The 18,613-nt window shown below is 59.8% G+C and carries 17 protein-coding genes; 4 read left to right on the top strand and 13 right to left on the bottom strand.

The window, feature by feature from the left end; translation table 11 throughout:
• From ACXWTF_RS01720 to ACXWTF_RS01675, 10 genes are all read right to left on the bottom strand, one after another.
• Entirely contained in the window at positions 1-984 is a 984-nt protein-coding gene (locus ACXWTF_RS01720; RefSeq protein WP_461713316.1) for a CsgG/HfaB family protein, read from the bottom strand.
• 172 nt (positions 985-1,156) lie between these two features.
• Complete coding sequence (locus ACXWTF_RS01715; protein WP_461713315.1) at positions 1,157-2,368, bottom strand: ABC transporter permease; 1,212 nt, start codon at positions 2,366-2,368, stop codon at positions 1,157-1,159.
• Positions 2,358-3,038, bottom strand: coding sequence for an ABC transporter ATP-binding protein (locus ACXWTF_RS01710; protein ID WP_461713314.1), 681 nt, complete (start codon positions 3,036-3,038; stop codon positions 2,358-2,360). Before ACXWTF_RS01710 ends, ACXWTF_RS01715 begins: the two co-directional genes overlap by 11 nt.
• Positions 3,035-4,246: an efflux RND transporter periplasmic adaptor subunit gene (locus ACXWTF_RS01705; protein WP_461713313.1), complete on the bottom strand. Its 1,212-nt coding sequence runs from the start codon at positions 4,244-4,246 to the stop codon at positions 3,035-3,037. Before ACXWTF_RS01705 ends, ACXWTF_RS01710 begins: the two co-directional genes overlap by 4 nt.
• A complete protein-coding gene (locus tag ACXWTF_RS01700; RefSeq protein ID WP_461713312.1) occupies positions 4,246-5,457 on the bottom strand; it encodes a TolC family protein in 1,212 nt (403 codons plus the stop codon). The genes ACXWTF_RS01705 and ACXWTF_RS01700 overlap by 1 nt, the downstream gene beginning before the upstream one ends.
• 86 nt (positions 5,458-5,543) lie before the next feature.
• Positions 5,544-6,032: a DUF4405 domain-containing protein gene (locus ACXWTF_RS01695; RefSeq protein WP_461713311.1), complete on the bottom strand. Its 489-nt coding sequence runs from the start codon at positions 6,030-6,032 to the stop codon at positions 5,544-5,546.
• A gap of 168 nt (positions 6,033-6,200) precedes the next feature.
• On the bottom strand, positions 6,201-9,245 hold the full coding sequence (locus ACXWTF_RS01690; protein ID WP_461713310.1) for an efflux RND transporter permease subunit: 3,045 nt from the start codon (positions 9,243-9,245) through the stop codon (positions 6,201-6,203).
• Positions 9,245-9,988, bottom strand: a complete 744-nt coding sequence (locus tag ACXWTF_RS01685) for an efflux RND transporter periplasmic adaptor subunit (RefSeq protein WP_461713309.1) — start codon at positions 9,986-9,988, stop codon at positions 9,245-9,247. Before ACXWTF_RS01685 ends, ACXWTF_RS01690 begins: the two co-directional genes overlap by 1 nt.
• Positions 9,985-11,217 (bottom strand): TolC family protein, encoded by a 1,233-nt coding sequence (locus ACXWTF_RS01680; RefSeq protein WP_461713308.1) that lies wholly within the window; start codon positions 11,215-11,217, stop codon positions 9,985-9,987. The genes ACXWTF_RS01685 and ACXWTF_RS01680 overlap by 4 nt, the downstream gene beginning before the upstream one ends.
• A complete protein-coding gene (locus ACXWTF_RS01675; protein WP_461713307.1) occupies positions 11,217-11,795 on the bottom strand; it encodes a TetR/AcrR family transcriptional regulator in 579 nt (192 codons plus the stop codon). The genes ACXWTF_RS01680 and ACXWTF_RS01675 overlap by 1 nt, the downstream gene beginning before the upstream one ends.
• A 135-nt stretch (positions 11,796-11,930) precedes the next feature.
• Between ACXWTF_RS01675 and ACXWTF_RS01670 the strand changes: the two genes are divergently transcribed.
• Positions 11,931-12,821 carry an ABC transporter ATP-binding protein gene (locus ACXWTF_RS01670; protein WP_461713306.1) on the top strand — a complete coding sequence of 297 codons (891 nt, stop codon included), beginning with the start codon at positions 11,931-11,933 and terminating at the stop codon, positions 12,819-12,821.
• The gene (locus tag ACXWTF_RS01665; RefSeq protein WP_461713305.1) at positions 12,821-13,939 is read left to right on the top strand and encodes an ABC transporter permease; all 1,119 of its coding nucleotides are present in this window, start codon (positions 12,821-12,823) and stop codon (positions 13,937-13,939) included. The genes ACXWTF_RS01670 and ACXWTF_RS01665 overlap by 1 nt, the downstream gene beginning before the upstream one ends.
• A gap of 132 nt (positions 13,940-14,071) precedes the next feature.
• Here ACXWTF_RS01665 and ACXWTF_RS01660 read toward each other — a convergent pair whose 3' ends face one another.
• The 3 genes from ACXWTF_RS01660 to ACXWTF_RS01650 form a co-directional block, all read right to left on the bottom strand.
• The gene (locus tag ACXWTF_RS01660; protein ID WP_461713304.1) at positions 14,072-14,986 is read right to left on the bottom strand and encodes a hypothetical protein; all 915 of its coding nucleotides are present in this window, start codon (positions 14,984-14,986) and stop codon (positions 14,072-14,074) included.
• A 436-nt stretch (positions 14,987-15,422) separates the two neighbouring features.
• A complete protein-coding gene (locus ACXWTF_RS01655; protein WP_461713303.1) occupies positions 15,423-15,767 on the bottom strand; it encodes a hypothetical protein in 345 nt (114 codons plus the stop codon).
• A gap of 85 nt (positions 15,768-15,852) precedes the next feature.
• The gene (locus ACXWTF_RS01650; RefSeq protein WP_461713302.1) at positions 15,853-16,470 is read right to left on the bottom strand and encodes a TetR/AcrR family transcriptional regulator; all 618 of its coding nucleotides are present in this window, start codon (positions 16,468-16,470) and stop codon (positions 15,853-15,855) included.
• A gap of 93 nt (positions 16,471-16,563) precedes the next feature.
• Between ACXWTF_RS01650 and ACXWTF_RS01645 the strand changes: the two genes are divergently transcribed.
• Complete coding sequence (locus ACXWTF_RS01645; RefSeq protein ID WP_461713301.1) at positions 16,564-17,316, top strand: outer membrane lipoprotein-sorting protein; 753 nt, start codon at positions 16,564-16,566, stop codon at positions 17,314-17,316.
• Positions 17,313-18,566 carry a hypothetical protein gene (locus ACXWTF_RS01640; RefSeq protein ID WP_461713300.1) on the top strand — a complete coding sequence of 418 codons (1,254 nt, stop codon included), beginning with the start codon at positions 17,313-17,315 and terminating at the stop codon, positions 18,564-18,566. Before ACXWTF_RS01645 ends, ACXWTF_RS01640 begins: the two co-directional genes overlap by 4 nt.
• The last annotated feature ends 47 nt before the right edge of the window (positions 18,567-18,613 follow it).

Genomic DNA, 18,613 nt, shown 5'->3' with positions numbered 1-18,613 from the left:
TTAATCCTTGTGGACCTGGATATACAGGTCCGAGAAATTTTTCGTTTTCAGGCGCGTGCCCAGATCCCCGCTCGTGATCGATGCAAAAGAGACTTCGTTCTCCGGGGTGTCGCCCGCCGTCGAGACGATCTCGATCGTCGCCAGTTTTTTGCCCGGGAGGGTGATGATGCTGTTGGTCTGCGGGTTCTTGACCTTCTTGCCTGAGGCCATCACGTCGAACGTGTCCCCCACCTTGATGTTCTGGCTTTTACCGCCGGAGGTGATCAGCATCCCCTGCTCGTAGCCCAGCAGGTAGCCGCGCCACGGTTTGTCCATCATGTTCTCGATGACGTTCGATGCGAGGTCCGAGATCGCCGCATCGATCGCCTTGTCGTTGAGCTGGGAGTCATACGCGCTCTTGTCCCCCACGCCCATGACCGTACCGGCTTCGCTGTAGGCGGTGCCTTTCCCCTCTTCGGAGTAGATGATCTGCCCCGTGCTGACGTCGACGATGCGGATATGGACCTTGGCGAAGGCCTCCTGCTTCTTGACGCGGCTGAACCAGCCCACATCGCTCACCTCGTTACGGCCGAACTCCGTGATGGAACCGAGAATGAGGTAGTCGGCACTGTTTTTCAACGCAGGCGAATCGCCCATCGCCAGCTCTTTCTGGATCTTCTCGAGGTCCGCGCGCTCGAGCATGATGAACTTGCCCGTCTCGAAAAGCTTGGAGGAGAGGATATCCATCGCCTGCTTCCCGATCCGGTCGCTGTTCTCATCGATAAAGAAACTCTGGCCGTAGCGGGTCTCGTTGGTAAAGCGGCCTATCGCCACTTTGCGCTTCAGGCCCGAAGGCTCCTCTTTGAGCGCCTTGGCGGCCTGCAGCGTTTTGCTGACAGCGGGCGCCGCCGTCGGCGTTTCATGCACTTCCTGCTTCTCCATGGTCGCACACCCCGTGATACAGAGGGCGGCGGCGACCGGAACAAGTAAATACCTATACTTCATTGTAGTCTCCGATAACAGTATATGTTTTAAATTATGCCGCACCATGCTTAAAGCAATACTAGGGCAACGGCCCAAGCGCGCTCACATCGGCAGGGAAAAGGGGGAGAGAGGGGAGGAAAGCGGTTAAAAAGTGACCAGACACAGGGCAGCCGGCAACGCCGGCGCGGATTTTTCACTCATAGCGCAGCGCGTCGATGGGGTTCATGTTCGCCGCCTTGCGGGCCGGGATGATCCCGAAAACGATCCCGATGAGCATCGAAAAGAGCAGGGCCACCGTCGTCACGGCCGGGTTGATGACGAGGGTCAGGTCCATCGCCTCGGCGACCCCCACGGTTATCCCGATGCCCGTGAGCACGCCGAAGATGCCGCCGAGCCCCGAGAGGACGACCGCCTCGATCAGGAACTGGATCAGGATATCCTGGCTCATGGCCCCGATGGCCATGCGGATACCGATCTCGCGAGTGCGTTCGGTCACCGAGACCAGCATAATGTTCATGATCCCGATGCCGCCGACGACGAGGGAGATGGCGGCCACCGCCCCCAGCATCACCGTCAGCATCGAGGTGATCTGCGACAGGGTGTCGAGCAGGGCCGTCATGCTCCGGACGGCAAAGTTGTCCTCTTTGCCCGGTTTGATGTTGCGGCTTTCGCGCAGTACCTGGCGGATCTGCTGCTTGACGGTGTCGAGGGGGTAGTTCTCCTTGACCGACACCAGGATGGAGGGGATGTTCTGGTTCCCGCCGATCCGGCGCTGGAACATCTTGATGGGGACGAGGATCAGGTCATCCTGGTCCATGCCGAAGGTGTTCGCCCCCTTCTCTTCGAGCGTCCCGATCACCCGGCATGAAAAGCTCTTGAGGCGGATCTTTTTCCCCATGGGCTCTTCCCCCCCGGGGAAAAGCTCGTCGATCACCGTCTGCCCGAGGATGCAGACGCTCTGTCCCGCCCGCAGCTCGCTCTCGCCGAAGCGCTCCCCCTCCGCCAGGCTCCAGTTCTGGACATCGAAATAGCCGTTTTCAACGCCGCGCACACTCGTCTGGTAACTGCGGTCGCGGTAGAGCACGTTCACGGTACTGCTGGCCATCGGGGAGACCGCTTCGAGCGTAAAGATCGATTTTTGCAGGATGCGGACGTCCTTCATCTCGAAGGGGATGCTCGTTCCCGACATCCCCGGCGGGCCCTTCTCCTGGCCGGGCATGATGTGCAGGGTGTTGCTGCCGAGGCTGCCCACGCTCGCCGTAATCGACTCGCTCGCCCCCTGCCCGATGTTGACCATCGCGATCACCGAGGCGATCCCGATGACGATCCCGATCGCCGTCAGCAAAGAGCGCATCAGGTTGCGCCTGATTTCGCGGATGGCCTGCAGGAAGGCGTTAAGCAGCATGGCCCGTGTCCTTCTCGATGCGGCCGTCACGCAGGAGGATCGTGCGCGACGCATACGCGGCGATCTCCTCTTCGTGCGTCACCATGATCACGGTGATCCCCTGGGCGTTGAAGCCCCGGATGAGCTCCATGATCTCGTAGCTGCGCTGGGTGTCGAGGTTGCCCGTCGGCTCGTCGGCAATGAGGACCTGCGGCTGCGTCACGATGGCGCGGGCAATGGCCACGCGCTGCTGCTGCCCGCCCGAAAGCTGGGAGGGGTCGTGATGCAAACGTTCGGCGAGCCCGACCTGCACCAGAGCCTCTTCCGCACGCTCCCGGCGCTCCCTGGCGGAAACGCCCTGGTAGATCAGCGGCATCTCCACATTCTCGAGCGCCGAGGTGCGTTTGAGCAGGTTGAACCCCTGGAAGACGAACCCGAGAACGTAGCGGCGGAACAGGGCCCGCTGTTCGTGCGTCAGCCGCCCCAGGTCCGTCCCGTCGAAGCGGTAACGCCCCCCGCTGGGCACGTCGAGGGCGCCGAGGATATTGAGCAGCGTCGACTTGCCGCTGCCGCTCGGTCCCATGATGGCGACGAACTCGCCCTGACCGATCTCCAGATCCAGCGGGTGCAGGACGTGCGTCGCCGCCTCGCCGCTGCCGTAGGTCTTGGTGATCTGTTCCAGGCTGATCACGGCTGTTTCTCCTGGGCGACGATGAGACGGTCCCCGGCCGTGAGCACCTCCCCGGCGATGACACTCTGGGTGCCGTTCGTACCGAGCACCTCGACGTAGAGTTTCTCCGGGGTCTGCCCGTTCAGCCGCCAGACATGGGGTTTGTCGTCGTAGGCGCTCTCGTCATCATCATGAAACGCGAAGAGTTTCGTCTCCTTGGACGTTGCAACGGGAAGGTAAAGCAGCGCGGCGCGGGGGACGATCAGCGCATCGCGGAAAGTCTGCACAGTGATGTCCGCATCGGCGCTCATCCCCGGGCGCAGCTTCAGGTCGCTGTTGTTGACGTCCAGTACGGCGATGTAGGTGACGACCCCGTCCTCGATTTCCGAATTGACCCGCACCATGCGGATCGTGCCCGAAAAGACGGTGTCGGGATAGGCGTCGACGGTAAACGATGCCGTGTCCCCCGCCTTTACCTTGGCGATATCCGCCTCGTCAACGCTTACCTGCAGCTCCATTTTGCGCAGGTCTTTGGCGATCGTGAAGAGCGTCGGCGTCTGGTAGGAGGCCGCGACCGTCTGGCCGGGGTCGATCTCCCGGGTGAGCACGGTACCGTCGACGGGCGAATAGATCGCCGTGCGCTCCAGGTCGTACTGCGAAGAGACGAGGCTGTGCTTCGCCTGTTCCACCTGCGCCTTGGCGTTATCGACCTGCGCCTTAGCTGCCAGGTAGTTTGCGTAGTCCGTATCCCAGTCGCTTTGCGACGGCAACGCCCCTTTCGTCTCTTCGCGCAGCGTTTCGTCGCGCGTGAGCGTCGCCTTGCTGCGGTAGAGCTCCGCATTCGCGTTCTCCAGCGTCGCCTTGGCCGACATCAGCGCCGCATTCGCCTTGTCCACGGTGCTCTGGTACTTCGTCTTGTCGATCTGCGCCATCAATTGCCCCTTCTTCACAAGGTCGTTGTAATCGACAAGCACCTTCTCGATCGTGCCCGAGACCTCCGTACCGACGTCAACGCTCTCCAGCGGCTGCAGGTACCCCGACGCCGAAACGGTGATATTGAGTTCCCCCCGCTCCGCGCTCTGGGTCACGAAACGGTAGGCCTGGCCGTTCTCGGCCGGTTGCAGGAAGAAGTAGCCGCCGACGGCCGTTGCGATCAGCACGACTAAGCCCAGAATAATCCATTTCCAGCGGGGGCTTCTGTACGCCGTGACCTTTTCCATCGCTTCCATTACTGCTCCTTGTATATCCGGGTGTCAAAGTAGAGCGCGATCCGCTCGATCTGGATGTTATAGTGCTGGATCTGCTTTTCGAGCTTCTGGATCTGCACCGAATTGCCCAGAGACTCGAGATCATAGGAGGAGGTATACCCCGCCTTGACCTGGCTCTTCGTGAAGGTGTAGAGGTCGTCGTACATGGCGATCATCTCTTCGGCCACGCCGATCTTCTCTTCATAATCCCCGATGGTCGCCGCACGCATATCGTACTCCTGCTCCAGCTCCAGCTTGCGGTCGATCTGCGCCGTCTGCGTCTGCAGGGATTGCAGGCGGCTCGCCTCGACCGTCCCTCTGCTGTTGATATCGAGCGGCATGCTCAGTACGGCGCCGTAGCTGTAGCGGTCGCCGTGATAATCAAGGCTCTCGCCGCGGTAGTCGTTGTAGCCGTACCCCGCATTGACCGAGAGTGTCGGCAGGTAGGCCGAACGCGTCACCTTCCACGCCGCCGTGTCCGCACGGCTCTGGGCCGTGTACTGCAGCAGTTCAAGGCTGTTTTGCAGGTAGACGTCGCGGGGGACAAGGGGGAATGCCGGCAGCGCCACCGTGTCGGCGCCGCGCGACCCGAGCAGCTTCTGGAGTTCGAACGCTTCGCTGCGCAGGGCGTTGCGGACGACGATCACGTCGCTGCGCGCACTGTCGCGGTCGATGGTGACGCGGTTGAGTTCGCTGATGTCCGCGCTGCCGACCTTGTACTTCGCCCGGGTGATGAGGAGGTCGATGTCGCGGTTGGCCAGCGTCAGCTCGCTCTGCTGCAGCTGCAGGCGGTCGCGCTCGACCTGCGCTTTGAGGGTATAGGCCTGCTTGAGGTAGGCGGCCTCCTCCAGGTCCACGGCCAGCAGGTTTGCTTTGCCGGAGGCGTCCGCCTGTTCGACGGTATAGTAGATCCCGCCGCTGCGGAAAACATCCTGGTCCCACGACACCCCGGCGCTCGCCAGCCCGCCCTCGCTGCCCGTGGCATCCCTGGAGCGCGTATAGGAGAGCGACAGCACCAGCGGGGAGACCCAGCTTGTCTTGCCGGTCCCGGTCTCCTCTTTGACCTGTTCGCGCTTGAGCTTCAGCAGCTCCTGCTTCTGCTCCGAGAGCGGCAGCGTTTCCGCGCCGAGAAGGGAGACGAGCAGGAACGGCAGGGACCAGAGCCGGTGGAGAGGGAGCGTGCGATCTTTCACTTTACCGATATCCTTTCACATGTGTCACTTACTATTATAGAACAAGCCTGCCCTGTAAGGACAACCCCCGTTAAACGGCGACGCAGTTACTGCTGCTCCGCGGTGATGACCATCACCAGTTCGTAGGGGGAGACGCCGTTGGCCCGGGCGATCTCGGCGAGGGAATCCGCACTGCCGATCATGATTCCCCTGCCGCCCAGCAGCGTTGCGGCCTGTTCCCGGTCCGTCTCCAGCAGCGGCAGCGACACGGCCAGCGGTGCATTCAGGGCGCGCTCGATCAGGGTTACCTTCGGGTTGGGGCCGCTGTCTGCAGAGGCGATAAACGCGATCGAGACGGCGGTGATCACGGCGGCGTACCCCATGAAAAGCTTTTTGGGGAAATACCGCTTCATCCCCTTCCAGTTAAAGTAGACGTGCAGAAGCACCGCGGCGGAGAAGAGCAGCCCCAGCGTCTCGTGCAGCGCCTTGACCTGGACATCGAAGACGTGAAAGTAGAGCATCACGCCGCTGACGCCGACGACAAGGAATACCAGCGCCGTTAGCGAAGTCGCACTCTCTTTGATCAATGGTTTCATCCCAAACTCCTTTCAGATCGTTGTTCGGTGGCTCGGGAACGGCAAGAAACTTTATACACCGTTCATATCTCTTTGGAAACGATTGTAGGAAAAAGCTGTATATCGGCAGCCAACGCGGCGTAAACCAATGTAAACGGCCCATTGAGTGGCCGTCTGAAAAGGGAAGCGTTACGCCTCCCCGATACGGCGTTCGTAGTGCGAACGCAGCCAGCGGTCCAGCGGGTAGAGGAGGCGGTAGATGATGGGGACGACGACCAGGGTGAGGATCATCGAACTGATCAGCCCCCCGATAACGGCGATGGCCATCGGCGACTTCGTCTCGCTCCCGAAACCGCTGCCGAATGCCAGCGGCAGCATCGCGAAGACCATCGCGAAAGTCGTCATCAGGATCGGGCGCAGACGCTTTTCGCCCGCTTCGAGCAGCGCCTCGTTGACCTCCCGTCCCTTCGCGACGGCGACGTTGGCGAAGTCGACGAGCAGGACGGCGTTCTTACCGACCATCCCCATCAGCAGGAAGAAGCCGATCATGACGAAGAGGCTGAACTGCTGCCCGCTCAGGAAGAGGGCGATCAGCACCCCCGTAATGGAGAGCGGGAGCGCCATCATAATGATGACGGGCTGAATCAGCGACTCATAAAGGATCGCCAGGATGATATAGATCATGATGATCGTCAGCCCTATTGCCGTAACAAAGGCTTTGCCGGTCTTGGCCATCTCTTCGGCGAAGCCGGTAAAGCGGTAGTTGACCCCTTCGGGCATCAGCTCGTCGATCTTGGCCATCGTGTAGCCGACGGCCCCGCCGAGGTCGAGGCCGAAGAGGTCGGCAAAGACTGTCACCTGGCGTTCGCGGTCAAAACGGTTGACCGCCGCCATCGCGCTGCCGTTCTCAAAGGTGACAAGCCCGTCGAGGGAGACAAGCTCGCCCGCCGGGGTCCGCAGCTCCATCTTCTTGATCTGCTCTACGTCCTCGCGGTGGGCGTCGTCGAACCGCAGGGTGATGTCATAGAGCTTGCCGTTCTCCTCATACTGGGAGATCGGCAGGTCGCTGGAGAAGGCCGTGGCCAGTGCCTTGGCGATATCCTCGGCACGGACGCCGAGACGGTTGGCGTTTTCGCGCAGGATAGAGATCTGCAGCTCCGGCTTGCCTGCCTCGAGGTTCGTATCGATGTCGACGAAGCCCTGCTTCTGCGCCAGGTAGGCCGTGAGCGCGTCCGACGCCTTGGTGAGGGAGTCGAAACTGTCGCCCTTGAGGACGATCTGGTACGGTACGGAGACCCCGGCGCCTTTAATGTTCGGGATGGCCGCCGCGGTGATGAAGAGATCCGGGTCGACCCCCCTCAGCTTGCCGCGCAGCGCCTGGATGATCTCCTCCTGGTTCTCGCTCCGCGTCGTTTTGTCCGTCAATTTCACGTAGAGCAGCGCCTTGTTGATCTCCTGGGCACTGTTATAGCCGATGCCGAGCGTCGTATACTCCACCTGGTCGACGCTGTTGACCAGCGCTTCGACCTTGCGGGATTTCACAAGCATCTCCTCCAGGGAGATCCCCGGCTTCGCCTCGATTTTCACCTCGAACTCCGCCTTATCCTCCTTGGGGACAAAGTCCATCCCGATCTTCGGGAAAAGCGAGAGCGAACCGATAAAGATGATGAGAACGGCGACCATATTCAGCACCTTGAACCGCAGGGCGAAACGCAGGGTCGCCGCGTAGGCGCGGTCGAGCCAGACGAAGATGAACTCCGTCTTGTCATAGAAGCGGCTCTCGCCCTTGTGCAGCACCCGGGCGCTGAGCGAGGGGATAAAGGTCATCGCGATCGTGTAGGAGATGACGATGGCAAAGGCGACGGTCATCGCGAAGGAGTTGAAGAACTTCCCAACGATCCCGCTCATCATGGAGACGGGGATAAAGACCGCCAGCAGCATCGAGGAGATCGCAAGGATGGCGAAGGCCATCTCCTTGGTCCCCTCGACGGCCGCATCGAACTTGCCCATCCCCGCTTCCATCTTTTTATAGATGTTCTCGATGACGACGATGGCGTCGTCGATGAGGATACCGATCGCCAGCGTCAGCCCGATCAGCGTCAGCTTGTTCAGGTCGAAGCCCATATAGTCCATCAGGGCGAAGGTGCCGATAATGGAGGTCGGGATCGCCAGGAAGGCGACGAGGGTGATCGTGACGTTGCGCAGGAAGACGAAGATGATCAGCGCCGCCAGCAGCGCCCCGTAGACGAGGTCGAACTCGACGTCTTCGAGGGAGTGGATGATAAAGGGCGAGGTGTCGTTGAGCGTCTTCACCTCGATCTTGTCGCCCGCAAGCTGCTGCAGCCCCGGCACGGCCTCTTTGACCAGCTTGATCACGTCGAGGGTATTGGTGCCCGAGATCTTCTGGACCTCCAGCATAACGCCCGCCTTGCCGTCATAGGAAGAGAAGCTCTTCGCATCCGCCAGGCCGTCCTCGACCCGGGCGAGGTCTGCCAGGCGGAGTTCGTCTTTGATCTTGATCGCGAGAAGGTCGTCGATGTTCACTGCGTCGGCTTCGGTCTTGATAATGAGCTCGCTCGCCCCCTTCTCCAGTTTCCCGCCGCCGATCTTGACGTTCTCCTTGGAGATGATGTCATTGAGCTCTTTGACGGTGATGCCGTACTTGTTCAGGGCGTAGGGGTCGGGGTAGATGCGGATCTCGCGGTCGCGGTAGCCGATGATATTGATGGCCCCGACGCCGCTGAGGCGCTGGATAGCGGGTTTGGCCTTTTCGTCGGCAAAAAGCATCAGCTCTGTCGGCGTCGCGTCTTTGGCCGCCAGGAAGACGTTGATGACCGGCGCCGCGCCGATGTCGAGCTTGCTCACCAGCGGTTTCTCCGCCTGGACCGGGAGCTTGACGGCGGAGACCTTGTCGCGCACGTCGTTCGCCGCCTCGTCGATGCTGCGCTCGAGCAGGAACTTGACCATGACGACGCTGACGCCGTCGCTGCTGGTGGAGGTGATCGTGTCGATGCCGTTGATCCCCGAGACCGCCTCTTCGATCTTGTCGGTGATCTGGGACTCGACGCTGGTCGGCTCCGCCCCCGGGTAGACCGTTTTGACGGTCACGATGGGGAAGTCGACGTTGGGAAAGAGCGCCGCGGGCATGGCTTTGAAGCTCATCAGTCCGAAGACGACGAGCGTGAGCACGTACATCAGCGTCGTGATGGGTCGGTTAATGGCGAATTTGTACATCAGTCGGCCTCGATCTCACCCTCGCCGAAGAGCCCCGGGACGATCCCCCTGGCGGGGACCTCGACGATGATCTTGCGGTTGGCGTTGTTGGCCGTCGGGTAGACGATGCTCACCTTCCCTTCGCGCGGTGCCGTCTCGCCGTCGACACGGTAGCGGAAGGTCTGACCGGGCTTCAGTTTCGTCCAGTACTTCTGGTCGACTTTGAGCTTGAGGGTGTTCGCCTTCGCGCTCTGCAGCCGCAGCAGCACCTTGATCATGGCCCCGCTGACGACGTCCCCCACCTCGACGGGCTTGTCCGAGACGACCCCGTCAAAAGGAGCCCGCAGGATCGTCTTCTCCAGCAGGGCCTGCTTGTAGCGCACGTTCACTTCCGCTTCGTGCAGGCGGCTCTTCGCCGTCTCGTACGCCGACGCGTAGCGGTCGTACTCGCCCGCATCGATGACGTTCTTGACCTTCTCGTAGCGTTCAAAATTGCGCTGGGCGAACTTGGCGTCGACGTGGGCCAGCTCCAGCTGTGCCTTGGCCAGCTCCACGGCCTCTTTCATATCGTCGTTATCCAGCCAGAGCAGGATGTCGCCCTTTTTGACCCGGGAACCGACATCGATATTGATCCCTTCGATGGTACCGCTGGAGGTCAGGGAGAGCTCAGCGGCCTTTTCCGCCTCGACATCGAACGTCGCATAGATGCTTTCGGCATGCAGTGCCGTAAACAAGAGGACGGCCGTCACTAAAATCTTTTTCATTTGACATACTCCTTCGGGTCCATCCCCAGGTTATAGATATAGGTGGCATTGGCGCTGTTCAGCCCGCTCAGTGCGCGGTTGTACTGCGCTCTCGACTCCGTGGCCTTGCTCAGCGCGTCGAGGTAGCGGATGTAGTCGACGACCCGCGCCTCGTACTTCTTCTTGACGACGGCAAAGGTGCGGTCCGAGGCCGTTTCCGACTTTTTCGCCGCGTCCAGCAGGCTTTCGGCGCGCTGGATCGCCTTGAGCGCCAGGGCCCGGTCTGCCTCCGCCGATTTCTCGGCGTAGCGCAGCTCGAGCGCCTGCGCCTCTTGCTGCAACCGGATCGCCTGCTTCTGCTGCCGCGCGGCGCCGAAATCGATCAGGTTCATGGTGAGCTGCACCGTAAGACGGTTCTGCTTGTCGACGAAATTGACCGGGAAGCTCGGATTGAAATTCTCGTAGTCGTACCAGGTATAGGTGTCGTTCACAGCGATGGTCGGGTAGTAGACGCTGTCGGCCTGCTCGGCCGCATAGCCCAGGGCACGGACCCGGTAGGCCATCGCTTCGAGGCTGTCGAGCCGTTTTGCCTGGGCGTCCTCCGGCAGGACGACCGCCCCCGGCGTCAGCTCCCCTTCGAGCGGCGCGCCGCTGAGCAGTTCCAGCTGGCTGCGCAGGCGATCACTCTCGAACTGCCGCGCCGTGATCTGGTAATCCGCATCCGCCACGGCGGCGTTCAGACGCTCGACATCCTCTTCCGTCGCGATGCCCGCACTCTTGAAGAGTTTGAACCGTTCCAGCTGCTCCGCGAGCTGCTCGCGGTTCTTCCGCAGGGCCTCAATGTCGGAGGCGACATTCTGCAGTTCGGCATAGCGCTGGATCACCTGCAGCGAGACCGCCTTTTTGAACCCTTCGAGGTCGAACCGCCCCGCCTCGGTCAGCATGTTCTTCTCATCGAGGAGGTTCTTGCGTTTGAAGCCGTCGAGAATGACGAAGTTCGCCTCGGCGTAGGCCTTGTAGGTTTCGGGCACGTCGATGCTGCCCCGTTCGTCAATGTACGAGGCACTCGCCCCTACGTCAATGCGCGGCAGGTACGACGCGACCACCGCGTCGTGTTCGTGCGCCGCCGCCTCTGCGCGTTTGGCATAGGCCTGCACCTGCTCGTTCTGCTGCGCCTGGGTGATCAGCGTCGGCAAGTCGAAGCCGAACAGGGCCGTCCCCGCAAAAAGTAAAGAGAAAATCTGTCGCATTAGCATCCTTTGATCATGGTCAACATCTGGGCCTGCAGTCCCGGCACCTTCGAGAGAAGATCACCGTCGTGGACCAGCCAGTAGTTAATGTATCCGTCGCTGAGCCCGGCGATGTGGTAGGACATTGCCAGGGCCTCCTCCTCATTCAGTGTCGGGTTGATCCGCCGGACGATTCCGGCGATCACCTTGTATACCTGCTCCAGGATCTCCGGTTCGCTGTGACGGATATTGCTGAAAAAGAGCGGATTGTTTTTCGCGCACTCCTCGACGGCCTTGCGCTTGGAGGCGAAATGGCTGAACTTGAGCAAGAACGCCGCTTCGAGCTGCGCTTCGGGCTCCGTCACCTCTATGCAGCGCGCCCGGAGCTCCTCGATATAACCGCCGATCTGCGCTTTGACATAGGCCATATAGAGCCCCTCTTTGGAGTCGAACAGCCCGTAGATCGTCCCCACGGAGACCCCGACGCTCTTGGCCAGATCAGAGACCTTGAGCGCTTCATACCCCGCCGACTCGAAGGATTCCGCCGCCGCTTCGAGGATCAGGGAGCGCTTAACATCCTGCAGTTTCGCTTTGATCATGGTTGACCTTTCCGTTCCTTTTTATCGAAATCATATTGAATACTAGAATTATATTTCTAAAAATGAACTTAGTTCATATTGCGCTGTACCGAACGTGATGTATACTACCGGATAAACCTCCGAAGGAGCAGGACCGTGATCGAGGCCGAACATCTGTCCAAACGTTTCAACAGTACGCCGGCCGTCGAGGAGGTCGGTTTCCGTATCCCGAAGGGGGAGATCTACGGCCTGTTAGGCCCCAACGCCGCGGGCAAAACGACAACCATGCGGATGCTCTGCGGCCTGATCGCCCCCGACGGCGGAACCGTCCGTATCGACGGGAAGCCCGTGCAAAAGGCCAAGCGCTGCTTCGGCTACGTCGCGCAATCGTTCGGGCAGTACGAAGAGCTCAGCGTTATCGAAAACCTCCGTTTCTACGCCAGCATGTACGGCGTCAAAGACCAAGAAAAGCTCGACGCCCTGCTGGAGCGCTTTGCACTGACGCCCTACCGTGACAAACGCGCCGGGACCCTTTCGGGCGGAACGAAACGGCGGCTGGCCCTCGCCTGTTCCCTCGCCCACGATCCCGACGTCCTCTTCCTTGATGAACCCACGGCCGGTATCGACCCCGTGACCCGCAAACAGCTCTGGGACGACTTCTATACGCTGGCCTCTGCGGGAAAGACCCTCTTTGTCACGACCCACTATATGGAAGAGGCGCAGCGCTGCCACCGCATCGCCATCCTGGACCACGGACGGATGATCGCCGAAGGGGCACCCGCGTCCATCAAGTCCGAACTGGGGGAAGTCCGTGTCTTTGCCGTGCGGGTCGACTACGACCCCGCCCTCGCCGCCGCCGCCGAAAAGCATCCGGGGATCCGCCTCGTCAACCAGTTCGGCGGTGAACTGCGCCTTATGACGATGCCGGAAATGGGCCGCGAGGCCATCGATGCGCTCGTCGCGCCGTTTGCGCCGGATGCCGCAGTTCTTGAAACCGAACCCAATCTCGAAGACGTCTTTATGGCCCTGACCCAGGAGCGGCACTGATGGTCGGGGCGATGATCAAGAAGGAGCTGACCCAGCTGCGGCGCGACCCGAGGCTTATCGCCTTGATTGTCGTCATGCCCGTCATCTTCCTCGTGCTGTTCGGCCTCGCCCTCAAACTCGAGCCCAAAAACGTCGCGATGGCCTACGTGGACAATGACCGCTCCTTTTTCAGCAACCTCATCAAAACGGGGCTCTGGAGCGACGGCTACTTCAAACTCTACCCGGTCACGGATAAGGCCGCGATCATCGAGGAGATCCGTTCGGGCCGTGCCGAAGCGGGTCTCTTTATCGACGGCAACTTCTCCGCCGACCTCAGCGAGAACCGCCAGCCCCACATCACCTTCTACGTCGACGGGACGATGCCCTCGTTGACGACGGCGATGAAATACAACTCCTCCGCCGCCACCGACGAAGGGGTGACGAACGATATGTATTTCCTCGACGAGAATGCCCCGCCGACTGTTATTGCGCCGGAACCCTTCATTATGGATACCGTCGTGCTCTTCAACCCGGACGAAAAAGAGACGTGGTTCTTCCTGCCTGGCATTATCGGCGTGCTTATCATGCAGATCGCGCTTATCCTTACCGGGATCACCGTCGTGCGCGAGCGGGAGAAGCAGACCCTGGAGCAGCTCCTCGTCACCCCCATCAGCAAAAGCGCCTTTGTCTTCGGCAAGATCATCCCCTACGTTATCATCGCCCTCATCGACTTCTACCTCATCCTGGGGCTGGGGTGGCTGCTTTTCGACCTGCCCGAGGCGACGTCACACCTCTACCTCGCCCTGCTCGCCGTCGTCTATGTCGCCGTCATGATCGCGCTGGGGGTGCTCATCTCGCTCGTCTCGCAAACGCAGCAGCAGGCGATGTTCCTCGCGATCTTCATCATCATCCCTTCCGTGATGCTCAGCGGCCTCATCTTCCCCCTCGAAGCGGTCCCCGACTACATCCGTCCGCTCTGCTACGCCATCCCTTTTACCTACTTCGTCGAGATCATCCGGGGCCTGCTTATCAAACACACCCTCATCGCCGACCTCTGGCCCTCTTTTGCGGCACTCGGAGGGTTCGCCGTCCTCTTTATCGGCCTGAGCATTCTCAAGTTCAGACGCTCCCTGCTGTAAAAAGCACGCCGTGCGTTTTACGCCGCCGGGCATTTTCATGGCGTTCATATGTATGATCTGAGGAAGAAAAAGAAGGTATTTTCAGAAGAGAAGCATAGATAAAGCCGGCAGCGGAGGAGTGCCGGCGAAGGGTTAGGCGAGGGTAACTTCCTGGCCGTCGGTTTCGTTGTCGTCATCATCCTCGATGCCGTCACCGTCATCGTCGGTATCCTCATCATCACTGATACCGTCGTTGTCATCATCGTCGTCATACTCATCGGTCAGGCCGTCGTGGTCGGTATCGTTGAGCTGGTCCGCATCCTCGCTGTCATCGATGCCGTCGTTGTCGTCGTCGCTGTCCGCGTCGTCATCGATGCCGTCGTTGTCATCGTCACTGTCTTCGGCGTCGACGCTCTCGTCATTGTCGTCATCGACATCGGCATCGTTGTTGATACCGTCGTGGTCGAAGTCGTTGATGCTGTCCTCATCCTCAGTGTCGGGGATATCGTCGCCGTCGTCATCCGTATCCTCATCATCCTTGATCCCGTCGTTGTCGTCATCGTCGTCATAGTAGTCGATGATACCGTCGTGGTCGCTGTCCATCGGGTCGTCGGTCAGTTCGACGGAGATGACGGTGCCTTCGGGCGTAACGACGTTGAAGAGATCGTCGGAGATGCCGTTGTTATCGTCATCATATCCGGCACGTTCCATCGGCAGGTCGATATAGCCAAGGTCGATGGCGCTGGCGTTCACTTCAAAAAGGGTGCTGCCGTTAAGGGTCAGCAGCGTGACGACGGAAGCGTCCGGCGTATTCTCGTTGGTCGTCATTACCAGGCGGCAGCTGGTATTTTGGGGCACTTCGAGCTCGAAGGGGTGTTCGCTCGTGCCGTTGTCATTGGAGTTGACCGCGTAGTAACTGCCGTCCTCGCAGAAGGCTTCGATCAGGGTACCCGGTACAGTCCCCGTAATGCTTGTCGTCGCCTTGTCGCTGCTGCTGCCTGCGCTGCCGCAGGCGGCGAAGATCAGGCCGGCGGTCAACGTTGATAGTGCAAGATAAGTTGCTTTCATCTTGATTCCTTGTGGTGATATGGTTTGACCACTATGACGGCCCAAGATGAAGATTGCATGAATAAAGTGATACATTTGTGATACTTTCCGGGGTGCTATTACCCCTTTGCACGCCGTGTGGACGGCTTCAGACGCCCTCACGTGCTTCCCCGAAAAAAAAATGTGCATTTTTTTCATTTTGCTACGCCGGTGCTACGTTTGCTTTTTACAATGGTTTTGTTCAACTTAAAGGAGTGATCATGAATCTGTTCTACTACCGTCTGCCGAGCCTGGGTCTGGGATGGGGAACGACCGCCGTCGGTGCCGCAGTACAGAACGTTCCTGCCCGCACGACACGCTACACTTCAGTGCGCTACTAACCTGCACGGCGGGGGACCCCGCCGCTTCTCCGACTTGTATGATTTTTTAAGCTGTTTTTGTGAAAGGCCGACGTGCGTCAGCAGGCGTCGCGGTAGTGATGGTCGAGTTCGCTGCGGTACGCTGCGAGGACTTTCTCGGCCGGAATGCCGTCTTGGTAAATGCGCAGGATCTGGCGGATAAAATTAATGGGGTATTCGAAGTAGTGCCCCTCGTCGCGGCGCATGATCTCATAGAGGATCTCGTACATCCCCGCGTAGACATCCGGGTGCTCCCGGCGCAGCCGCTGAAGATCCTCTTCGGCCTGGATCAGGGTCCGGTCGTTGAACTCGCCACGTTCATGGATGTTTTTGCGGATCTCGACATACTCTTTGAGGCTTTTGCAGTTGACCACATGGTCGGTAAAAAGTTCGATCAGCGTCATGGTTTCTCCTTTGCCGCTTTCGGTATCACTCCATTGTAAACCCTGAACGTAGCAACAGTGTAGCACGGACGACGGCCGATGCGTTTTACCTTTCCGTTTTCAGCCCCTCGAGTAGCGTACGGTTCCCGGCCTCGAAGATCGCATCGATGTTGTCGCTGATCACCAGGTGCCCGTCGATGATCAGGGAGGCCAGTCCGTGTACCGTCGACCAGACCGTCGCCGCCAGCAAGAAGGGATCACCTTTTTTAAACACCCCTTCATGCTGTCCCGCTTCGATCAGATGCACCAGCGCATGAAACCCCGTCGCCTTCTCCGCATCCTCAAGGTCGCAGACCTCTTCGCGCTCCTGGCGGACCGTCGGGCCGAAAAGCACGCGGTAGAGCTGCGGGTTGTTCACGGCAAAGGCGAGGTAGGCACGCCCCATCATCGTGAAGCGGGCCAACACATCCACTTCCGCCTTTGCAAAAATATCGATAAAAAAGGCGTCAAAACGTTCGAAACCGCTCAGGATGACCTCGCGGATCAGTGCCTCTTTGTTCTCGAAATGGCGGTAGATCGCCGTCCGTGACGCCCCGATACGCGCAGAGAGCTCCCGCAGGGTGATGGCTTCTAGCCCCTCACTCTCCAGCATCTCCAGGGCCGTTTCAATCGCCGATTCTTTCACATTGCCGTGGTGGTACGGCCGCTTTTCATCCTGCTTCATTCCAAAAGTATAACAAAATCCCCCTTGGTGTTGACAAGTGTCACATCACTATGTTAACATTGTCAACATCACCCATGAACGGAGGAACTCCCTATGCGAAAATGGTTACCGCTGCTCCTGCTTATTACCCTGAACACCTGGGCGATCAGCGACTACGATCTGGCGAAAAAGACCGATGCCGCACTAAGCGGCTTCCACGATGCCGTCAGCGAAATGAAGATGACCCTCATCAACGCCAACGGCCAGACCCGCGACCGCACGATGCTGATGAAGGTGCTCGAAGGCGAGGCGGGGGACAAATCGCTGATGGAGTTCCTCACCCCGGCGGACGTCAAGGGGACTAAATTCCTCAACTATGAACATTTTGACCGCGACGACGACCAGTGGCTCTACCTCCCCGCCCTCAAGCGCGTCAAGCGGATCGCCTCCCGGAACAAATCGGGTTCCTTCATGGGCAGCGAATTCAGCTACGAGGACCTCAGCGCCTTCAATATCGAAAAGTACACCTACGGCGGCGAGGCGGAGACGGAGGCGCTCGAGGGGAAATCCTACTACAAGACCGTCCGCTTTCCCAAGGAGAAAGACTCCGGCTATACCAGGCAGGTGAGCTGGATCGACCCGGAGACCTACGTGATCGTACGGGTGGACTACTATGACCGTAAAAAAGCGCTGCTGAAGACGGCCCGCTTCAGCGACTACCGCAACGTGAAGGGGGTATGGCGCATCGGCAGGATCGTCATGACCAACCACCAAAACGACAAGCAGACGATCCTTGTCTGGGAAAACGAGAAGATCGGCACGGGTCTAACGGACAAAGATTTCCACAAACGGGTCCTCAAACGGTGAACCGGTTCCTGCCCCTGCTCCTGACACTGCCGCTCTTGGCGGATGTCGATATCCGCGGCAATGTCAGCCTGCAGGCCGATGCTTTCCTCAACCATCAGCCGGGCAAGCACGAAAACGGCGCCACCCTTCTGGGCTCTTTTGAGGCCGAATACGGCTATGGGGATTTCCGCGCGGTAACGCGTCTCAACGCCCAGCAGGATTATTATGACCTGCAGGCGAAGGAGGAGCAGACCGGCCGGAGTTTCCTCCGGGTCGACGAGCTCTACGGCACGTTGGACCTGGGCGACAACCAGCTGATGGCGGGACGCAGCCTCCGTTTCTGGGGGGCACTCGAGGTGCGCAACATCGTCGACGGCTTCAACCCCGTGGACCTGCGAAACGGCCTCTTCGAGGAGGACAAGATCGGCGTCTGGAACGCGGCGCTGACCCACTACACCGACACCGGCTCCCTTTCGTTGATCGTCAAGTTCGCAGAAGAGAACCAGAAGATGACGAAGCCCCCCTACGCTTTCTACTTCTTCCCCCCCGAGGTCCGCTATGACGCAACGCTTCAGACAAGCGAGTCGAACGCCCTCCCGACCTACTACCTCCGTCTGGGCGGTTCGACGGAGACGGAATACCCCCTCGATTATGCCGTGATCGTGCAGCGCGGTTACGATTCGCAGCGCTACTTCCTGGCGGGCGATCCCATCATTACGCCGATCGACCTCGTCACCTATACCTACACGGTTCCGCTGACGGAGCACGCCTACCGCGTCAACAAGGCGATGACCTACGATACCCTCGTTGTCGGCGACACCCTCTGCAAGCTGGAGGCTCTCTACGCCGACGTCATCGACGATGAGCGCATCTCCGACTACTACCACGTTGCCGCCGGGGTGGAACACACCGTCGTGCAGGTGTACGGGGAAGCCGACCTCGGGCTGCTCGCGGAGTACTACCGCTACGAGACGACGGAAAAGGGCAAGTATACGGACCTCGACCTCTTCGAAGTCTTCCAGAACGACCTCTTCCTCGGCCTGCGCCTCAGCCTGAACGACGTCAACAGCGCTTCGCTCGTCGGCGGTGTGATCGCGGACCTGGAGTACGACGAGCAGAGCTACTACGCCGAAGTCGAGACCCGGCTCTTCGACAGTTTCAAACTCAACATCGACTACCGCTACATCGAACCCTCGAAAAAGACGATGACGGCCTTTCACATGCTCGGCCGCTTTCAGAGCATCACCGCCAAGTTCGGGTATTACTTTTGAACGATGTCTGGAACAAAGTCCCATCCATCTACGCTTGCCGCTATGGC

The organism is Thiomicrolovo sp. ZZH C-3 (assembly GCF_054862725.1).
Note: the sequence above shows the minus strand (reverse complement) of the source record. Positions and strands in the feature narration are given on the sequence as shown.